The sequence below is a fragment of the Rhizobium sp. SG741 genome (assembly GCF_012275435.1).
Classification (GTDB): domain Bacteria; phylum Pseudomonadota; class Alphaproteobacteria; order Rhizobiales; family Rhizobiaceae; genus Rhizobium; species Rhizobium lusitanum.
On record NZ_JAAZQP010000008.1, the window covers coordinates 20,415 to 40,148 of the forward strand.

At 60.1% G+C, this 19,734-nt stretch carries 19 protein-coding genes; 13 read left to right on the top strand and 6 right to left on the bottom strand.

The genetic code is table 11. From position 1 onward, the window contains the following. Positions 1–103: 103 nt before the first annotated feature. Both FHT29_RS20325 and FHT29_RS20330 read right to left on the bottom strand, forming a co-directional pair. Complete coding sequence (locus tag FHT29_RS20325; RefSeq protein ID WP_047552768.1) at positions 104–997, bottom strand: alpha/beta hydrolase; 894 nt, start codon at positions 995–997, stop codon at positions 104–106. Positions 998–1,066: 69 nt separating this feature from the next. Next, positions 1,067–3,121, bottom strand: a complete 2,055-nt coding sequence (locus FHT29_RS20330) for a lytic transglycosylase domain-containing protein (protein WP_047552770.1) — start codon at positions 3,119–3,121, stop codon at positions 1,067–1,069. A 216-nt stretch (positions 3,122–3,337) separates the two neighbouring features. Between FHT29_RS20330 and dapA the strand changes: the two genes are divergently transcribed. Next, entirely contained in the window at positions 3,338–4,222 is an 885-nt protein-coding gene (gene dapA / locus FHT29_RS20335) for a 4-hydroxy-tetrahydrodipicolinate synthase (protein WP_047552772.1), read from the top strand. A gap of 139 nt (positions 4,223–4,361) precedes the next feature. Next, positions 4,362–4,841, top strand: coding sequence for an SsrA-binding protein SmpB (smpB, locus tag FHT29_RS20340; RefSeq protein ID WP_034507847.1), 480 nt, complete (start codon positions 4,362–4,364; stop codon positions 4,839–4,841). Between the two features lie 71 nt (positions 4,842–4,912). On the opposite strand, the gene FHT29_RS20345 is transcribed toward smpB, so the two are convergent. Then, on the bottom strand, positions 4,913–5,500 hold the full coding sequence (locus FHT29_RS20345; RefSeq protein WP_037193857.1) for an NYN domain-containing protein: 588 nt from the start codon (positions 5,498–5,500) through the stop codon (positions 4,913–4,915). Between the two features lie 310 nt (positions 5,501–5,810). Here FHT29_RS20345 and rpoZ point away from each other — a divergent pair, with 310 nt between their 5' ends. The 11 genes from rpoZ (at position 5,811) to recO (ending at position 15,066) form a co-directional block, all read left to right on the top strand. Next, a complete protein-coding gene (gene rpoZ / locus FHT29_RS20350; protein ID WP_034507844.1) occupies positions 5,811–6,212 on the top strand; it encodes a DNA-directed RNA polymerase subunit omega in 402 nt (133 codons plus the stop codon). Positions 6,213–6,312: 100 nt separating this feature from the next. After that, positions 6,313–8,541, top strand: coding sequence for a bifunctional (p)ppGpp synthetase/guanosine-3',5'-bis(diphosphate) 3'-pyrophosphohydrolase (locus FHT29_RS20355; RefSeq protein ID WP_037193859.1), 2,229 nt, complete (start codon positions 6,313–6,315; stop codon positions 8,539–8,541). Between the two features lie 192 nt (positions 8,542–8,733). Next, the gene (locus FHT29_RS20360; RefSeq protein ID WP_080739544.1) at positions 8,734–8,883 is read left to right on the top strand and encodes a DUF3563 family protein; all 150 of its coding nucleotides are present in this window, start codon (positions 8,734–8,736) and stop codon (positions 8,881–8,883) included. 221 nt (positions 8,884–9,104) lie between these two features. Then, positions 9,105–9,695 (top strand): DUF2062 domain-containing protein, encoded by a 591-nt coding sequence (locus tag FHT29_RS20365; RefSeq protein ID WP_047552780.1) that lies wholly within the window; start codon positions 9,105–9,107, stop codon positions 9,693–9,695. A gap of 40 nt (positions 9,696–9,735) precedes the next feature. Beyond that, positions 9,736–10,140, top strand: a complete 405-nt coding sequence (gene acpS, locus FHT29_RS20370) for a holo-ACP synthase (RefSeq protein WP_047552783.1) — start codon at positions 9,736–9,738, stop codon at positions 10,138–10,140. A 115-nt stretch (positions 10,141–10,255) separates the two neighbouring features. Beyond that, positions 10,256–11,002: a signal peptidase I gene (gene lepB / locus FHT29_RS20375; RefSeq protein ID WP_037193866.1), complete on the top strand. Its 747-nt coding sequence runs from the start codon at positions 10,256–10,258 to the stop codon at positions 11,000–11,002. Continuing rightward, complete coding sequence (gene rnc / locus FHT29_RS20380; protein WP_037193868.1) at positions 10,999–11,718, top strand: ribonuclease III; 720 nt, start codon at positions 10,999–11,001, stop codon at positions 11,716–11,718. Before lepB ends, rnc begins: the two co-directional genes overlap by 4 nt. A 22-nt stretch (positions 11,719–11,740) precedes the next feature. Continuing rightward, entirely contained in the window at positions 11,741–12,685 is a 945-nt protein-coding gene (gene era / locus FHT29_RS20385; RefSeq protein ID WP_037193870.1) for a GTPase Era, read from the top strand. 85 nt (positions 12,686–12,770) lie between these two features. Next, on the top strand, positions 12,771–13,523 hold the full coding sequence (locus tag FHT29_RS20390) for a Crp/Fnr family transcriptional regulator (RefSeq protein WP_037193873.1): 753 nt from the start codon (positions 12,771–12,773) through the stop codon (positions 13,521–13,523). A 330-nt stretch (positions 13,524–13,853) separates the two neighbouring features. Further along, positions 13,854–14,228 (top strand): response regulator, encoded by a 375-nt coding sequence (locus FHT29_RS20395; RefSeq protein WP_037193875.1) that lies wholly within the window; start codon positions 13,854–13,856, stop codon positions 14,226–14,228. 58 nt (positions 14,229–14,286) lie between these two features. Continuing rightward, entirely contained in the window at positions 14,287–15,066 is a 780-nt protein-coding gene (gene recO / locus FHT29_RS20400) for a DNA repair protein RecO (RefSeq protein WP_037193877.1), read from the top strand. Positions 15,067–15,198: 132 nt separating this feature from the next. Here the strand turns inward: recO and FHT29_RS20405 are convergent, their stop codons facing one another. The 3 genes from FHT29_RS20405 to FHT29_RS20415 all read right to left on the bottom strand — a co-directional run bounded on the left by FHT29_RS20405 (position 15,199) and on the right by FHT29_RS20415 (position 19,571). Next, positions 15,199–16,047, bottom strand: a complete 849-nt coding sequence (locus FHT29_RS20405; protein ID WP_047552793.1) for an MOSC domain-containing protein — start codon at positions 16,045–16,047, stop codon at positions 15,199–15,201. A gap of 10 nt (positions 16,048–16,057) precedes the next feature. After that, positions 16,058–16,711: an HD domain-containing protein gene (locus FHT29_RS20410; RefSeq protein WP_210166045.1), complete on the bottom strand. Its 654-nt coding sequence runs from the start codon at positions 16,709–16,711 to the stop codon at positions 16,058–16,060. A 70-nt stretch (positions 16,712–16,781) separates the two neighbouring features. Next, entirely contained in the window at positions 16,782–19,571 is a 2,790-nt protein-coding gene (locus tag FHT29_RS20415) for a DUF2339 domain-containing protein (protein WP_047553315.1), read from the bottom strand. Between the last annotated feature and the right edge of the window lie 163 nt (positions 19,572–19,734).

The following is a 19,734-nucleotide window of genomic DNA, read 5'->3' on the forward strand; positions in this document are numbered from 1 at the left end:
GATTCGATAAAACTTCTGATCAGACCTCCGATCAGAAAAAACTGGCCCGGTTTTCCCAACCGGGCCTTTCCTTTTGTGCAGTCCTGAATGGCCGAGGGTGCCGTCAAACCGCCGAGAGAAAAGACCGAATTGCATCTGGAATGTCGCCGAGATGCAAAATGGGGGCATGCCCTTGCCCGGTGGCGGTCTTGATGACGGTTCCTTGGTGACGGCTTGCCATTTCGGCGGTGGTAGCAGTTGTCAGAAGCTTTGAATTCTCGCCGCGAATCACCATCAGCGGTATGCCATGGAAGCCTTCGAACTGTGCCCACAGGTCAGGAAGCGGCGCCTCGAGATCAAGCGATTGCATCTGTGCCGCGATAGCGGGGTCGTAATCGGCAACGGGCTTGCCGTCGGTGAAAGCATAGATCGCGCGCGCCATATCCTGCCAGTCGCCGTCGCCGAGGGCGGTAAAGGCGCTGCCGTGATTCTGCCGCAGGATATCTACGGCTTCATCCCAATCAGCAGGTTTTCTGTCACGGTTAAGGTAATCGCGGATATCGACCAGCCCGACCTTTTCCAGGACAGGGCCAATATCGTTGAGAATGACCGCTTTCAGGACATCCGGGCGGCTGGCCGCAAGCATATGCAGCACGAGACCGCCGCGCGACGTACCGATGAAGATGGCCTCTGGGATATCGAGGGCTGCGCAGACGGTCAGCACGTCCTGAGCTTCGACGGCAAGATTGTAGTGAGATTTGTCCGCATCCCATGCGGATGAACCGCGTCCGCGAGCGTCGAGCGTAATCACCCTGCGGGGAACCGTGGGGTCCCGCGACAGAAGCAGGGCCAATTGGTGGAAGTCCCGGGAATTGCGCGTCAGCCCCGGCAGGCAGATGACGGGCGGTCTCGCCAGATTTGCTGATTGCCCGCCGCCATAATCCCGGGTGTAGAGCTGCAGCCCGTCCGGGGCTGCTATCGTTCGGGCAATGAAGCCGCTTTGATCGTCGCTGCGCATGCACCGTGCCTCGTGCTTGGGATGTAACGTCATTTCCGCAGCATGCACAACCGTGGTTGTGGCTTCGGCTTAGCCGCGACCGCTGACGAGATCGTGCACGATGTCGGTCTTTTGTCCGAGGCGTGCCTTGTAGACCTGATAGTTCTCCATCACCCGTTGGACATAGTTGCGGGTTTCGGGGAAGGGGATGCGTTCGATCCAGTCGATGACATCGTCCAGCGACTTGCCGCGTGGATCGCCATAGCGGCTGATCCATTCCGGAACCTTGTTCGGACCGGCATTGTAGGCGATGAAGGTGAGGATATAGGAACCGCCGAACGTGTCGATCTGCTCGCCGAGATAGTGGGCGCCGAGTGTCGCGTTATAGCCGGCATCCTGCGTCAGCTTATCGGCGGAATAGGCCATGCCGTGTCGGCCGGCGACGGCCTTCGCCGTCTTCGGCAAAAGCTGCAGCAGGCCGCGCGCATTGGCCGAGGAGACGGCAGCCGGATTGAAGGCGCTCTCCTGCCGGGCGATGGCATAGGCAAGCGCCTTGCCGGAGCCGGAAATATTGGCATTGTTCGGGATGACGCCGATCGGGAAGGCCAGTGCCGCCACATCGACGCCGCGGCCATAGGCGATCTTGCCGACCTGCAGCGAAAGCTGATGGTTGCCCGAGCGCTCGGCCTGCGCCGCCAGCATGGCGATCTCGCCTGGGCTTTGCAATTGCTTCGCTAGCGCCCGGTAGAGTGCCTCGGCGCGCCAGCCATGTCCCGCCGCCTCCAGACGCGAAATGGCCTGCACGGACTCGCGTGCCTGGAAGCGTTGACGGTCCTCGGTCGAAGGCGATGGATAGGAGACATTCAACGTCTGCCGGCCAAGTTTCTCTGCCGCAAGCTGGCCGTAGAATGTGCTCGGGTAGGAAGCAGCCTTGGCATAGAAATCGCCGGCCTTGCCTGGTCCGCCGCCTTCGGCCGCACGGCCGAGCCAGTACCAGGCGCGAGACTGCGAGATCGGTCCATTCGAAACCTGCAGGATCTTGCGGAAATGCATCGCCGCAGTTGCGCCGTCCTGCAGGCCGCGCAATGCATACCAGCCGGCGTGGAATTCGGCCTCGCCGACATCCTGCGGGCTTTCCGCAACATTGGCGTCGACGACGCCATAGGCGGCCTTGAACTCACCCTGATCCACCAGCCCGCGGCTGACGATGCGTTGTTCGTTCCACCATTGGCCGGGATCGACGAGCGCGCTGCGGTCGCGCGGCATCTGCGCCAGAAGGTTGGCGGCATCGTCATATTTGTTCTGGCGGCGGAGGTTTTCGATCCGCATGAAAAGATAGGCCGGGTCCTTGCGCCATTGCGCATCCATGGCTGCAATCAACCCATCGGCCTTGGCTGAGTGATCATTGACCGCTGCCCACGCTTTGTAGAGCGATTGGGCCTTCCCGAGATCGCCGAAGCGCTTCGCTTGCGCGGTGCGATCGCGGTAAAGCAGATAGTCCATGCGCGCCTTGTGATCGGCAGACGACAGCAGGCCGGAGAATTCCGCGAGGATCTTGTCCTCGAAAGGCTTGTCCAATGCTTCGTTACGCCAGATCTTGCGGATCAGCTTGGCAGCTTGCGCCGAGTTGCCGCGCGCGACGAGCGCGCGTGACAGGATCACCGAGCCTTCGACAGTTTCCGGCTGGGTGTTGCCGAATGCGGCAAGGATTTGATCCGTCGGCGGATTTTCGGTGTAGAGCGCCCGTTCCGAGTTGCCGCGCAGGCTGCCGAGCCCAGGCCACCCGACAAGCTCGCGGGCGGCGGCGGCAATCTCGCCGGAGGGAATGCCCGGCTGACCCGACGTGGCGATCGCCCAGGTCAGAATATGGCGGTCGAGCGTGCCTTCGCCCAAGCCGTTGCGAATGGCAAGCGCCTGCATGGGGTTCTTGTTGGAGAGTGCGTCGAGGCCGGCCTTCAAGTCGCCGTTCACGGGTGCAACGGCAGGGCCGCGCGGGATCGAGGCGGTGCTCATCGGATCGGGCATCGCCATGGCCACATCGGCGCTGCCGCGGGTCGATGTCTGTTCACCGGGAAGCTGCGAGGCAAAAGCGCCCCATGCGACCGCCAAGCCTACAGCGGTCCAGATCGTGACAGGTCTCTTCATCCGGCTACTCACAAAACTATCAGGCCCCTTCCATTTGCCAAATGCTATATTAACGAAACCTTACCGGGGTCCGAATTTCAATCAATTATCATATCGGAAACTGCCCTTCACCATTCAAAGCGTGCTTGTCGCCGTCAAGCCGGCGCTTTATGGTGCGCGGATTCATAACCATGGATTGCGGCTGAAGCATGAAAGCAGCGCCGCTAGGAGACTTGCATGTTCCAGGGGTCCATTCCCGCACTCGTTACGCCCTTTACTGACGCCGGCAAGGTGGATGAGGCTTCCTTCGCCTCACATGTCGACTGGCAGATAAAAGAGGGTAGCAGCGGCTTGGTGCCTGTGGGCACGACGGGTGAATCGCCGACCCTGTCGCATGAGGAGCACAAGCGCGTCGTCGAGCTCTGCATCGAGGTGGCGAACAAGCGTGTTCCGGTCATGGCGGGTGCCGGCTCGAACAACACGCGCGAAGCGGTCGAGCTTGCCCAGCATGCCGAGAAGGTCGGTGCCAACGCGGTTCTCGTCGTCACACCCTATTACAACAAGCCGACGCAGAAGGGCCTCTATGCTCATTTTGCTGCCGTTGCGGAGGCGGTGAAACTGCCGATCTACATCTACAATATTCCGGGTCGGTCAGTTGTTGACATGACGCCGGAGACGATGGGCGCGCTTGCCAAGGCCTACGCCAATATCGTCGGGGTGAAGGACGCGACCGGCAAGATAGAGCGTGTCTCCGAGCAGCGCATCACCTGCGGCCGTGATTTCCGCCAGCTTTCCGGCGAGGATGCAACGGCACTCGGCTTCAATGCCCATGGCGGCGTCGGCTGCATTTCGGTAACGGCCAACGTTGCGCCGCGCCTTTGCGCCGAACTTCAGGCGGCGACGCTTGCCGGCGACTACGCCAAGGCTCTGGAATATCAGGATCGCCTGATGCCGCTGCACAAGGCCATCTTTATTGAACCGGGACTTTGTGGCGCTAAATACGGTCTCTCGCGCCTCGGCCGCATGAGCCGCAACGTCCGCTCGCCGCTGCTCTCGACCTTGGAGCCGGGTACGGAGGCGGCAATCGATGCGGCAATGCGCCATGCCGGCCTGCTGAACTGAGCGTATAGCAAGCGTATCGCTGGAATCTCCGCCGGGCCGCTCTCTTCACAAGGAGGGCGGTCTCGCCTATTTAGGGTACAGGAACTTGGCGCGCCGACGGCTGCCGCCGGAATGACATAAGAAAAGAAGAAGAAAAATCATGGCCCCCAAAGGCAGCCAACGCGTAGTCAACAAGATAGTGGCGGAAAACCGCAAGGCCCGCTTCAACTACGAGATCATCGATACCTATGAGGCGGGGATCGTGCTGATGGGCACGGAGGTCAAGTCCTTGCGCGAAGGCAAGGCCAACATCGCCGAATCCTACGCTTCGGACGAAGGTGGCGAGATCTGGCTCATCAATTCCTATCTGCCGGAATATCTGCAGGCGAACCGCTTCAATCACGAGCCGCGGCGCCGCCGTAAATTGCTGCTTTCCAGCCGCGAGATCGGCCGGCTGCGCTCCGCCATCAATCGCGAGGGCATGACGCTGGTCCCGTTGAAGATCTATTTCAACGACAACGGCCGCGCAAAGCTGGAACTGGCCCTCGCCAAGGGTAAGAAGTTGCACGACAAGCGCGAATCCGAGAAGGAGCGCGATTGGAATCGGCAGAAGAGCCGGCTGTTGAAGGACAACCGGTAAGGGCGGCGGCAGGCCAGCGCGGGGCATAGGTCAGGCATGGCCGACAGGTGCCGGCGAAAACCTTGCCGGCTCTATTGCTCGTCGGCATCCGTTTGCGCATGGCTTACCTCGGCCGAACGCTGAGGGCGCTCCGACGGTTCGCGTCCGATTTCAGCTTTCAAGGACACGAGATCGATGAAATGATCAGCCTGACGACGCAGGTCGTCGGCGATCATCGGAGGCTGGGTTGCCATGGTCGAGATGACCGAGACCTTGCGGCCACGGCGCTGCAGCGCTTCCACCAGGGTGGTGAAATCGCCGTCTCCGGAGAAGATCACCAGATGGTCGACGGTTTCCGATTGCTCCATGGCGTCGATCGCCAGCTCGATGTCCATGTTGCCCTTGATCTTGCGGCGTCCCATGGAATCGGTGAATTCCTTGGCCGGCTTGGTGACGACCTTGTAGCCGTTATAATCAAGCCAATCGATCAGCGGGCGGATCGAGGAGTATTCCTGGTCTTCGATAAGCGCCGTGTAATAATAGGCACGCAGCAGATATCCGCGTTTCTGAAATGCTTTCAGAAGCTTACGATAGTCGATATCGAAGCCGAGGCTCTTCGATGCAGCGTAAAGATTGGCGCCGTCTATAAAAAGGGCAATTTTTTCGCGTGGGTCAAACATCGCTTACATATCCACTGTTACAAAAATGCATTATTTTTTCAAAGTGAAGCTAAAACAAGGCCTTGTATGGCATTGCAGAATAATTCGTATTACTTTATGAATTATTCATATAATCGAGATTTAGGGCACGAAAGGCGATATTCCAAGCAATCTTAGGTAGAACTAGCTATTTGTCTAGGGGAATTTTAGCACCTTCTGGGATGGCGCGAGAGCACTCAAACAGGAAAAACTTGAATTTGCCTTCGTTTGCTTGTATCGGCGTGTCTACTCCGAGACATGATGACGACATCACGACCGCAAAGGACAGGCAATGGCCCGTGTCACAGTAGAAGATTGCATTGATAAAGTTGAGAACCGGTTCGAGCTCGTGCTGCTCGCCAGCCACCGCGCCCGCCTGATTTCGCAAGGCTCCTCGATCACCATCGATCGCGACAACGACAAGAATCCCGTCGTTGCGCTGCGCGAAATCGCCGACGAGACCCTGTCTCCGGACGATCTCAAGGAAGACCTGATCCACTCGCTGCAGAAGCATGTCGAGATCGACGAGCCCGAGCCGGATCCGGCAAGCCTGCTGGCGACCGGCGGCGCTTCCGCCTCCAGCGACGAGGAAGAAGATCTCCCGGAAGCCGTTACTTTCGACCAGATGTCGGAAGAAGAGCTTCTGGCGGGCATCGAAGGCCTGGTTCCGCCGGAAAAAAGCGACGATTACTGATCGTCGAGCTTGATGCTCCAGGCAGGAGCGATATGATGAGGGGATGCGTGCGCCGGTCATATGACTGGCGCGCTTTTGTTTTGGCGGGAGTAGCTTTGGAATGATGCGGCAATACGAGCTTGTTGAGCGCGTGCAGAAATACAAGCCCGATGCCAACGAAGCTCTGCTCAACAAGGCCTATGTTTATGCGATGCAGAAGCATGGCCAGCAGAAACGTGCCAGCGGCGATCCCTATATTTCCCATCCTCTCGAAGTTGCTGCCATTCTGACGGACATGCGTCTGGACGAGTCGACCATCGCGGTCGCTCTCCTTCATGATACGATCGAGGATACGACGGCGACGCGCGCCGAGATCGACGAATTGTTCGGCGAGGATATCGGCCGTCTGGTCGAAGGCCTGACCAAGATCAAGAAGCTCGATCTCGTCACCAAGAAGGCGAAGCAGGCGGAAAACCTGCGCAAGCTGCTGCTCGCCATTTCCGACGACGTCCGCGTGCTTCTGGTGAAACTCGCCGATCGCCTGCACAATATGCGGACGCTCGATCACATGTCGCCGGAAAAGCGCGCCCGCATTTCCGAAGAGACGATGGAAATCTATGCGCCGCTTGCCGGCCGCATGGGCATGCAGGATATGCGCGAGGAGTTGGAGGAGCTTTCCTTCCGCCACATCAATCCCGAGGCGCACGATACCGTCACCAAGCGCCTGGAAGAGCTGTCGCGGCGCAACGAAGGCCTGGTCAAGAAGATCGAGACCGAACTGCGTGACCTGCTGGTCGCCAACGGACTTGCCAATGCCATGGTCAAGGGCCGGCTGAAGAAGCCCTATTCGGTCTTCCGCAAGATGCAGTCGAAGTCGCTGTCCTTCGAGCAGCTTTCAGACATTTACGGTTTCCGTCTTCTCGTCGACGATATTCCGTCCTGCTACCGCGCGCTCGGCATCGTGCATACGCGCTGGCGCGTCGTTCCGGGCCGCTTCAAGGACTATATCTCGACGCCGAAGCAGAATGACTACCGCTCGCTGCACACGACGATCGTCGGCCCCTCCAGTCAGCGCATCGAACTGCAGATTCGCACCAAGCGCATGCATGAGATCGCCGAATTCGGCATTGCCGCCCACACGCTCTATAAGGACGGCACCAGCACCAGTACCGGCAACAACGGCGACGGCGAGCTCCTGTCGCGCGAAAGCAATGCCTACTCCTGGTTGCGTCATACCATCGAGGCGTTGGCCGAGGGCGACAGCCCGGAAGAGTTCCTCGAGCATACGAAGCTCGAGCTGTTCCAAGATCAGGTCTTCTGTTTCACGCCCAAGGGCAAGCTGATTGCCTTGCCGCGCGGCGCCACGCCGATCGACTTTGCCTATGCCGTCCACACGAATATCGGCGACACCACGGTCGGGGCCAAGATCAACGGCCGCATCATGCCGCTGGTCACGCGGCTGACCAACGGCGATGAGGTCGAGATCATCCGCTCCGGCGTGCAGGTGCCGCCGGCCGCCTGGGAAGAGATCGTCGTGACCGGCAAGGCACGCGCCGCCATTCGCCGCGCCACCCGGCTTGCCATTCGCAAGCAATATGCCGGCCTCGGCCATCGCATTCTGGAGCGTACCTTCGAGCGTGCCGGCAAGGTCTTCTCGCGGGAAGCATTGAAGCCTGCCCTGCATCGTCTCGGCCAGAAGGATGTCGAGGATGCCATTGCTGCGGTCGGGCGAGGGGAAATGTCGTCGCTCGACGTTCTGCGCGCCGTCTATCCCGACCACCAGGACGAACGCGTGACCGTCAAGCCCGCCGGCGACGAGGGCTGGTTCAATGTTCACAGTGCCGCTGGGATGATCTTCAAGATCCCCGGCAAGAACAAGGCCGATCTCGCCGACGGCGCCGATGCGCCGCCGATCCGTGGCCTGGCAGCCAATGTCGAAGTGCATTTCGCACCGACGGGCGCCGTGCCCGGCGACCGCATTGTCGGTATCATGGAAAAGGGCAAGGGCATCACCATATATCCGATCCAGTCGCCGATCCTGCAACGGTTCGACGATGAGCCGGAACGGTGGATCGATGTGCGCTGGGATCTGGACGAGGCCAACAAATCCCGTTTTACCGCCCGTGTCCTCATCAACGCGCTGAATGAACCCGGGACGCTCGCCAAGGTCGCGCAGACCGTTGCCGATATCGACGTGAACATCCGCATCCTCAACACGGTTCGCGTTGCCGCCGATTTCACCGAGATGGCGTTGGATGTCGAGGTCTGGGATCTGCGTCAGCTCAACCAGCTTCTCGTGCAGCTCAAGGAACTTGATTGCATCGCGACGGTGAAGCGGCTTTACGAGTGACATCGGCCGCCGCCGCTGTCGATCCAGTGCAGGCTGCATATTTTGTGATCATTTTGTGACCAAATTCGAGCGGCTTTCTGGATAGGTATGCACTGAACGCATTGCTGTGTCTATTTTAGAGCGGTGGTAATTGACCTCCGTCCAGCCTATCTTCTGGTCATCGAAGAAACGAAACAAAGATGAGAGAAGACAATGTTTAGCCCGATCAAGAAATTCGCCCGCGCCCTGCGTGTTCCGAGTGTTGAAGAACGCGAAATGGCTTATCTGAACGGCTCGCACGACCGTTTTGACCTTGAATATCGTCAGCGTCAGGTCGACCGCGGTCTGTTCCGCCAGCGTTAATAGCTGTTAATACTTTCAAGACCAGGAGGGGCGCGCCATTGTTGCGCCCTTGGAGCAGTCGCCAACTTGCGATAATGCTTCCAGAAAATGTCAGGGCGTTCTCTTTCCTGCCCCTGAACAGGTGACGCTCCCAAAAAGGGCCGCACTTTCGGTTCTTAATCAGCGCGTGATATGCTTGGCCGGTCTTGTCATGACGGCCCCCAGTGCACTAGATAAGCCGCATGCTGTTTCGTCGCCGAAAACCACTGACACTGAAAGAAAAACTGCGGGAGCACATTTGGCCCCGCAAGGGTTTCCTTCGTTCGTTCCAATATTTTGGTAAGCGTCTCGTCCGCCTTGCCGCCTCGCCGCACTCGGTTGCGGCCGGTTTTGCGGCGGGTATCGTCGTGTCCTGGACGCCGTTCATCGGCGTGCACTTTGTGATGGCGATCATCATCGCCTATCTGATCGGCGGCAACGTCATCGCCTCCGCCCTCGGCTGCCTGGCAGCCGGCAATCCTATTACCTACCCCTTCATCTGGGCCTTCACCTGGGAAATCGGCCATCTGATCCTGGCGCGCGACAGCGGCGGTCAGGGCGGTGGCAGCATCGATCTGCCGGCGTTGTGGCACAAGGGCGATCTCCTGCAGATTTGGGACCCGGTTTTGAAGCCGATGCTGATCGGCGGCATTCCCCCGGCGATCGTTTCGGGCGTGATCGTCTACGCTCTGACCTATTATGGCGTGAAGACCTTCAAGACGCGCCGCAAGGAGCGCCTGATGGAGCGTGCCCGCGAGCGCCTGGCGCTTGTCGACAACGCGTCGAGCGTTTGACGAAGCCCGACTGCGCCCCGGCCGGCTGGAGGGCCTTCTCATGATCATCGGGATAGGCAGCGATCTCATCGATATCCGCCGCGTCGAAAAGACGATAGAGCGCTTCGGCGTCCGCTTCACGGACCGCTGTTTCACCAAGATAGAGCGGGCCAAATCCGAGCGCCGCAAGAACAAGGCTGCCTCCTATGCCAAGCGCTTTGCCGCCAAGGAGGCCTGCTCCAAGGCGTTGGGTACCGGTCTGGCGCAGGGTGTCTTCTGGCGCGACATGGGCGTCGTCAATCTGCCGAGCGGCAAGCCGACGATGCAGTTGACCGGCGGGGCAGCCGAAAGGTTGGCCGCCATGCTGCCGGCAAATCATCGCGCCGCCATTCATTTGACGATAACGGATGATTTTCCTCTTGCTCAGGCCTTTGTGATCATCGAGGCGCTGCCGATGGACGGCTGAATCGCCACCGGATGTCGCTTTTGGCACCGGTGCCATTGCCGCCGCGATATGAAGCGGGTAGAGAGTGCCTGAATGGAAGTTGCGCCGGTGGGGTGCGAAAAAGGAATAAGACTGCGTGTCCGAGAAAGCCGTAAAACAGCAGAACGCCCTGTGGGAAAACATCAAGGTCATCGTTCAGGCGCTTGTCCTGGCCATGATCATCCGCACGGTTCTATTTCAGCCATTCACCATTCCGTCCGGTTCGATGATGCCGACGCTGCTGGTCGGCGACTATATCTTCGTCAACAAGTTCGCCTATGGTTACTCGAAGTATTCGCTGCCGTTCTCGCCGGACGTGTTCAGCGGCCGTATCCTCGGCAGCGAACCGAAGCGCGGCGACGTCGTGGTTTTCCGCTTCCCGCCGAATCCGGATGTCGACTATATCAAGCGTGTCATCGGGTTGCCCGGCGACCGCATCCAGGTGAAGAACGATATTCTTTATATCAATGGCCAGGCCGTGCCGCGTGAGCCGCATGGCACGTTCTCGTCGGATTACAGCCAGGAGCCGGGCGACAATATCCCCGTCTACAGCGAGCGGCTGTCGGATACGGGCAAGGTCTACGACACGCTGGATCTTTCGCCGAATTCGCGCGGCGACAATACCCAGGAATACGTCGTCCCGGCTGGGCACTACTTCATGATGGGTGATAATCGCGACAATTCCGACGACAGTCGCTTCGATGTCGGCTATGTGCCGGCTGAGAACCTGATCGGCCGCGCCAGCATCATCTTCTTCTCGCTTGGGCACGACACGTCGTTCCGCGAGATCTGGAAATGGCCGACCAACATGCGTTGGGATCGCCTCTTCAAGGTTGTCGAATGACGAAAGTGCAGACGCTTTCGCAGGCGGATCGTGCCAAACTGGAATCTGCGATAGGCTACGAATTCGCCGAAAGGGAACGCCTCGATTGGGCGCTGACGCATGCCAGCGCCCGCACGCAAAAGACTGATAACTACGAGCGGCTGGAATTTCTCGGCGACCGGGTTCTTGGCCTGTGCATCGCCGAGCTGCTGTTCAAGACGTTCGGGACGGCGACCGAAGGTGAGCTTTCTGTGCGCCTCAATCAGTTGGTCAGCGCCGATACCTGCGCCGAAGTCGCCGATGAAATGCAGCTGCATCTCTATATCCGCACCGGCGCCGACGTGAAGAAGCTGACCGGGAAGCGCATGCTCAATGTGCGTGCCGATGTCGTCGAAAGCCTGATTGCAGCGCTTTATCTGGATGGCGGCCTCGAAGTGGCCCGCAAGTTCATTCTGCGTTATTGGGAGCGCCGCGCGGTTCGGCCCGATGGCGCAAGGCGCGACGCCAAGACGGAATTGCAGGAATGGGCGCATGCGAAATTCGGCGTCACCCCGGTCTACAGGGTTGATGATCGCAGCGGACCGGATCATGATCCCCGCTTCACGGTGACCGTGGAAGTGGCGGGAACGGCGCCCGAGACAGGAATAGAACGCTCCAAACGCGCGGCTGAACAGGTTGCGGCGACGCGGATCTTGGAGCGCGAAGGTATATGGCAGCCTCAGTCGACTGAGAAATGACTGCCTGGAAACGACGGAAAAGATGACCAATCAGCAAGACACGCCCGCCGACGACGGCGCGGTTGAACAGACCGGTCCGACCCATTCGGGTTTCGTGGCCCTCATCGGCCCGACCAATGCCGGCAAGTCGACGCTGCTCAACCGGCTCGTCGGCGCCAAGGTTTCGATCGTCAGCCATAAGGTGCAGACCACGCGCGCGATCGTTCGCGGCATCGCCATCCACAACAATGCGCAGATCGTTTTCATGGATACGCCCGGCATCTTCAAGCCGCGCCGACGTCTCGACCGCGCCATGGTGACGTCCGCCTGGGGCGGCGCCAAGGATGCCGATCTCATCATGCTGCTGATCGACAGCGAGCGAGGATTGCGCGGTGACGCCGAGGCCATTCTCGAAGGGCTGAAGGAGGTTTTTCAGCCAAAGATCCTCGTTCTCAACAAGATCGACCGTGTCCGCCGCGAGGACCTGCTGGCGCTTGCCGCCGCTGCCAATGAGAAGATCGCCTTCACGCAGACCTTCATGGTATCGGCCGAAAACGGCTCCGGTTGCGACGATGTTATGGACTATCTGGCAAAGACCCTGCCGGAAGGGCCTTGGTATTATCCGGAGGATCAGATCTCGGATCTGCCGATGCGTCAGCTCGCCGCCGAAATTACCCGTGAAAAGCTGTTCCTGCGGCTCCACCAGGAGCTCCCTTACGCCTCGCATGTCGAGACGGAAAAGTGGGAAGAGCGCAAGGATGGCTCTGTTCGTATCGAGCAGGTGATCTACGTCGAGCGCGAAAGTCAGAAGAAGATTGCGCTCGGCAAGGGCGGTGAAGCGATCAAATCGATCTCCACCGCATCGCGCAAGGAACTCTCCGCGATCCTGGAGCAGCCCGTGCATCTCTTCCTCTTCGTGAAGGTGCGCGAGAACTGGGGAGACGACCCCGAGCGCTTCCGGGAGATGGGGCTGGACTTCCCGCGTTGATGGAACTTTGCTTCGCTGAGTGCTTTATATTGCAGCAGCTTATCGGGCTTGCCGCTTGAGCTGATGCAACTCAGGGAGGCGATCCATGGCGAAGGCCGCGACGATGCATGGGCAACGAACGCCATGCCAACAATGTCCGTTGAGGTCTCTCCCGCATTTTCGCGAATTCGACCGCGATGAGCTGAATTTCATCAGCAGTTTCAAGAAGGGCGAGCTTCTCGTCGACGCGGGCGCCACGATTTTCCTCGAAGGTGCGCACAGCGCCCACCTCTTCACGATCCTGTCCGGCTGGGGTTTCCGTTACAAGACGCTCGAGGACGGCCGCCGGCAGATTCTCAACTATGTCATGCCTGGCGATCTCGTTGGCTTGCAGGGCTCGATCATGGGAGAGATGCAGCACTCCACCGAAGCGCTTTCGCCGATATCGCTCTGTGTTTTTGAACGCACGGAATTGATGACGCTCTACAATTCCCATCCGCCTCTTGCCTTCGATCTGACCTGGATTGCGGCCCGGGAAGAGCGAATACTGGATGAGCATCTGCTGAGCATCGGACGCCGGTCGGCAATCGAGCGAGCAGCCTATCTGATCGCCTACCTGTATCAGCGCGCCAGCGCCCTTCGGCTGTTCAATGGCAGCAAAGTCATTCCGATCACGCAGCAGCATGTGGCCGACACACTCGGCCTTTCCGTTGTCCATACCAATAAGACATTGAAAAAACTGGCCGAACGCGGGCTGATTCTCTGGCAGGAGCGCGGATGCAACGTTCTGGACGTGAAAAAGCTCGCCGAAATCGCCGGTTGGGACGGGCTTGATTCGGGCAAGCGGCCCTTCATTTGAAGGCAATTCATTTCGTCGGCGACATGTCTTTTTTAAATGTCGGCGGCAACTGTATCAGCATAGATTACTATCACCGTCACTTTTCGACCAGTTTCACCTTTTACTAACCCCGGCAGCAGAAGCGATTGGAGCATGTTGACGAGCCCATAGTGCCGCATTGCAAAAAGTGCGAAGCGGTTGAGAGGCGAGGTCATGTCACAAGGGACCGAGCCAGCACGGATGGGGAAAACCATCCATTCAATACGGGCCGATGATTGGCGCCGGAGGGATAGATGTGGACTTATTTACGGGGGGCGCCGCTTGGCGCACACACGCAGGGATGGCGCTGATATGACATTTCAGCGCGTTCTTATTCTCGAAGACAATCTCATTATTGCGATGGAGGCGGAGGAAATACTGCGTCTTGTCGGGATCGAGCAGGTGGAGATTGCCTCGAATCTGGAACAGGCGGTCAACGCCATTCATTCCGATACTTATGATTTTGCGATGCTGGACGTCAATCTCGGGGAGTCGACAAGCTTTGGCTTTGCCCGGCTGCTGGCCGAGCGCGGCATCGCCTTCGGTTTCGTCAGCGGCTATTCCGATACGCTCGATTTCCCGCCGGACCTGCGGCATGTGCCGCTTTTGAACAAACCTTTCGATGAGCAGTCTATGCGCCTCTTTGTCGAAAGGCTGACAGCGGTCGGCAGATCTTCCGCCATGTGACAGCCGCAGCTATTTGTCCTAAACTCGAATCGCGAATTCTTTTGGGGCAGACCAGCCAATGCAATGGCAGGACCACGCAATCATCTTGGGCGTCAAGCGTCTTGGCGAGACCAGCGTCATCGCCGAGGTGATGACGCGGTCGCGCGGCCGGCATATGGGCCTAGTGCGAGGAGGCCGGTCTCGTACCATGCAGCCGGTGCTGCAGGCCGGTAATCTGGTCGAAGTGACCTGGCGGGCAAGGCTGCACGAGCATCTCGGCGAATTTCGCATGGAGCCGATTGCATTGAGAGCGGCGCGGCTGATGGAAACGGCGACCGCCGTCTACGGCGTGCAGGCGATGGGCGCCCTGTTGCGGCTGCTGCCGGAGCGGGATCCGCACCCGCACCTTTACGATGCGCTCGATGTCATCCTGGAAAACCTGGAGAATCCCGCCGATGCCGGCGAGCTTTTCGTGCGTTTCGAGCTCGCGGTGCTGAACGATCTCGGCTTCGGTCTCGATCTGACCGAGTGCGCGGCGACCGGCATACGCGAAGACCTGGCATTCGTTTCGCCAAAGACCGGGCGCGCCGTCTGCCGTGCTGCAGGTCTGCCGTGGGCCGACAAGATGCTGGCCCTGCCGCCTTTCCTCACGATCGGAGCCGTCGTCGCCGCGGATAGCGAAAGCCTGGCCGCCGCTTTCCGCCTGACGGGTTTCTTCCTGCATCGCCATGTCTATGAGCCGCGCGGCATACAGATCGCCGCAGCGCGCGAGGGTTTCATTCAGGCGGCGCTGAAGGCGGTCAATTCCGTTGCGTTGGATGATACGACGGCCTCGCCAGTTCTCATCGCAAAGCACTGAAAAGCGGGCTGTGCGCCCGTGGCGCGATTCCCAGAGCAATTCCAGAAAAAGTGCGCAGCGGTTTTCCCTCCGGAATTGCGTAAAAATAAATGGATAGAGCGGTTTGGCGATTCCATGAAACGCTGAACTGCGCTATCGCCGCTTGAAGGCCCAACCCTCCGGCCGTTCCTCGATGACCGTCACCGCATCGCCGATCTTGACTGAGCCTTCGCCGCGCGGCACGACGTTCCAGCCGAACAGGGGACCGGGAACGCGGCGATCGGCGGACATGCGGACGCGACCCATGGCGGGCATCGGGTTCGGCACGTCGCGGGAGCCGGTCTTCTGATCCTGCGTCGTCATGATACAGCGCGCGCAGGGCTTCACCAGATCGAGGCGGATGCCGCCGATCTCGATCGTCGCCCAGCGGTCTTCCGGCCACGCCTCGTCGCAATCGATGACGATGTTCGGACGGAAGCGCTCCATGCCCACAGCGCCTTCGCCATGGGCAGCAAGATTGGCGTTGAGCGCCTTCAGCGAGCCGGTTGTGGTGACGAGGATCTGGTATCCATCCGAAAAGGTGATCGGCGTATCGTCGCCCGCCCATTCCGGATTGGCGGCGCGCTTGGCAAGCCCGTCGAAGAACACCATCTTCACGTCGCGCTTCAGCCAGTCGGACAGGGCCTTGTTGGTTTCTTCATCGGCAACCGATGCGCTGACGGCCGATTTCCAGACGATGACATCCATGCGATTGTCGGGGTGCGGCGGCGGCACGATGATGTCGGGCTTGCCCTCCATCTTCAGGCGCAGGTTGGAGGGGCCGGGCTGGATATCGATCTGCGCAAGCGCCTGCAGCTCGCGCTGGGTAATGAAATGGCCGGAGGGATCGACCAGCATGGCACGGCGATCACCAGTCAGCCCGAAGGCGTCGATGGCGGCCGATGGAATGGCGATGCCGCGCGCGCTCTTGAGCGGATAAATAAAGAGATCGCTGACCCGCATAGTGTAGCCCTCAGATTTCGTCGATGAACATTGCCAGCACCGTCTTCAGCCGGTCGTGCCGCGCGCCTGCAAATCTGCGGCCGGTCTCGGTCTGGAAGCCCTCCGCCAGTTTGAACAGCTTTGTCTCGAAATGGTCAATGGCGAAGCGCTTGTCGTCGAGCGGCCTCTCCGTTGCAAGCGGGTCGAACGGGTCGTAGAGGCCGGAACCGAGGCGGCCTGCGATATAGAAGCAGCGCGCCGCGCCGACCATGCCGATCGCGTCCAGCCGGTCGGCATCCTGCAGGATCTTCGCCTCGAGCGTTTCCGGCGGAAGATTGGCGGAAAAGCTGTGCGTGGTGATCGCATGCGCCGTGGCTGCAATGTCGGCATCCGTCCATCCGAGCTGCCGCAGGATGCCCGAGGCCTTCTCGGCCGCCAGCCGCGAAGCCTGCGCGCGATGGGGCGAATTCTTCTCGACCGCAACGCAGTCGTGCAGCAACACGGCCGCGGCGAGTATCCGGGCATTGCCGCCGTCCTCGGCCTGGATAGCCATGGCGTTCCTGAAGACGCGCAGGATATGGGCAATATCATGCGAACCGTCATCGCCGTCGGCGGCATGCGGGATAAGATCCGCCGCCAGCGTTTCGAAGGGGGCAAACGCCCGCGCCATCCTGTTGGTGTCCATTATCTCACTTGCTCCGGAATGATCTGTCGCCAGGTTCCCTCGTCCTACCGGGACAAGGGATTCGCCGCAATCACCCCGTCGTCTTCTTGCGTGTCAGGATCTTCTGGTAGAACAGGCCGATGCCGATCAGGACAGCGCCGAGGCCGATGAAGGACAGGGCGCGCAGGAAACCCTCGAGGTTTGCCATATCGATCAGGAAGGCCTTGACGACGGCAATGAAGACCAGCGCCGCCGAGGCGATGCGCAGGCTGCGTGCCTCGAAACGGGCGCCGAGCCCGAGAAGGGCGATGCCGATCAGCAGCCAGACGACGGAATAGGAATAGAGTTCGCCCTGGATGAAGCCGTTCCAGAAAGGAATGTATTCCCCCTGCCATAGCCGGCGCACCGATAGCGTCGCCCAGGCAAGGGCCATGACCGCGCCGGCAACGGCCAGCATGCTTACATAGGGTAGGGGGCGTCGGTTCCGCGCATAGAGCGCCAGTCCGCCATAGGCGATGGCGGGCAGGAGATAGCCCAACAGCAACAGATTGAACAACGGAATCCGGCCGGTGCTCTCGCCAGTGATAAACGGGTTTAATCCCAGCAGATGCAATGTCAGGGTCAGGATGACCGAGAGGGTGCCGAGAGCCATGCTGCCATAGCGGAAGACAGGGCTCGCGGCGCTGAGGTCGAGGGTCATCAGCATCGCGGAAGCACCGATCGCCAGCAGCGTGTAGATCGATTGTTCTCCGAGTGTTGGCACGGCGTCATTGAGGACACCGCCATTCATGGCATGGCGCACCAGGATGGCGATCGTCAGCAGCACGAGGAAGGAGGCCAATGCCTGCAGCGTGTTGCGCAGCCGGACACTTGAAGAGTGACGGACCGTGAAAGCCGCCAACGCGGCAAGTGCGGCAGGAATGCCGTAGCCCGCCAGCAGCATGTTGAAGACCGGTGTCGTGCCGAGCTCCGACGGATCGACGATGGTCGGCTGCCAGGCGATACGCGCCATGGTGATGATCAATGCGGCGACCATGGTCCAGGGAAGGACCGGCCAGTCGCGCAGGCGCGCCGCCGAAACATAAGCGATGCCGAGGACCGGCAGCAGTATGGTAGGCGCGGCGTCATGCGCAAACATGTGCAAGGCAAAGACCATGGCGCCGAAGGAGCCGGCGGCGAGTATGTTGGTCGGCAGGTTCAGCCCTTCGCCCGAGCGGCGATGTTGCCATTCCGCGAGCGCCATCAGGACGATGCCCAGCCCGACGCCATAGAGGCCGTGCAGCCAGTCGAACGTCCAGTTGCCGAAATTGATGAAGCTGATCGTCGCGATCGCCAGCGGCGTGGCGGCCATGATCAGGCTCCAGAGCGCGGCGAAGGGCTTCTCGCCCTCTGCGAACCGCCTCAGAAAGAAGGCGCCGACCAGCACGAAGATGGCTCCGATACCGAGCGATTCATAGAGCACCATGCTCTGCATCGTCACGATACCGTCGGCGCTTTTGGGCTCGACACCGGCAATCCAGTTGGTCAGAACGCCGGACACGCCAACGACGGCGACGACGGCTGACAGGATCGCCGCCCAGCCCGCATGAATGCGGCCAGCGCCGAAAGCCGCCACTGCCGCGACGATCGCCGCGAACATGAACATGGCATCGACGATGGGATATCCAGATTGGAGACTGTAGGTCAGCAGGTGGAGTGATACCGCAAGGGCGCCGATCGACGCCGTCAATGTCATGCCGAGCGGCGGTCGGGCAAGGAACGCGCCCCAGCCGCCGGTGCTCGCTAGCTGCATCGGATCGGCCGCCATCTCTGTCCCTATGCCATCTGCGGCCTTCGCGGCAGTGGCAGCCAGGAAGCGTCCCGGCCAGATGAAGATGGTGCCGCCGATCATGGCAAGCATGGAAAGCGTAACCGGCGTGAAGTCCACGACTTCGCTGTAGGCGACATAGAGCATCGGCCAAAGGCTGAGCAGCGCATTGGCAAAGGAGGGCGCAATCAGCCAACGCCGCAGCCGCGACGCGAGCAGGGTCGCAAGCCACGTCAGAACGAGATAGCCGAACAGGACCCATGGCTGCGGCGCCGTCGACGCGATCAGGGCGGGGGTGACCATGGAGGCGAGCAGACCGAGGCCGGCGAGCGCCTGTCCGTGCTGCAGCGACAGTGCAAGCGTTGCAAGCGAGATCAGGCCCAGAAGAACGAAGGCCGTCGCCGGCCCGATGAAGCCATAGATGCCATGCGCCGCATAGGTCGATCCGAACAACGCGACGACGCCGGCTGCCGTCAGCACGCCGGGGATCATCGCGTTCTGGAAGGCATTGCCGAGAACAGGCGCCGAGCGTCGGCGAATGATTTCGCCTGCCGCGACGAGGATCAAGCCGAAGATCGCCGCGAGCACAAGCCGGACGCCCGGGCTCAACAGGCCGCTCTCGATCGAATACTTGACCATGAAGATACCGCCAAGCGCGAGAGCGATGCCGCCGACCCACACGGCCCAGCGCGCGCCGATCGTGCTTTCCAGGCTCTCTCTCGGCTGCGGCGCTTCCCGCGCCGCGATATCCGGACCATCATCCGTGAGCGTGCCATCCGTGAGTGCATCGGGGATGTTGCGCGCGGCGATGGCAGGTTCTTCGATGCCGGCCGCTGTAGGCTCTTTGATTGCCGCTTCGGTCGGTGGCTCCTGGATGGCTGCTGCGGGTCCCGCGGCGGCGGCGATCGCCGGCTCCGTCACGTCGACTGATTCGCCTGCGTCCGCCATCAGCACCCTGCCAGCGAGCGCATTTTGCAACTCCTGGACGCGCGTTTCCAGCCGCTTTATCCGTAGATTGTATCCTCGCAGTATGAAAATACCGACGATCAGGATGACGAGCGGCAATAGTTCCATCATGTCCTCTCTAGGCAATCCGCCGCACAATATACCAATCGGCCAGAACGGTAAGACCAGACAGTCAAATTTGCTTATGATTCCAGTGGATTATGGCCATCGTCTCGATAAAGCCATGCGGAAGAAATATTAGACAATTGCGATTTACTGCTTGAAAACTATG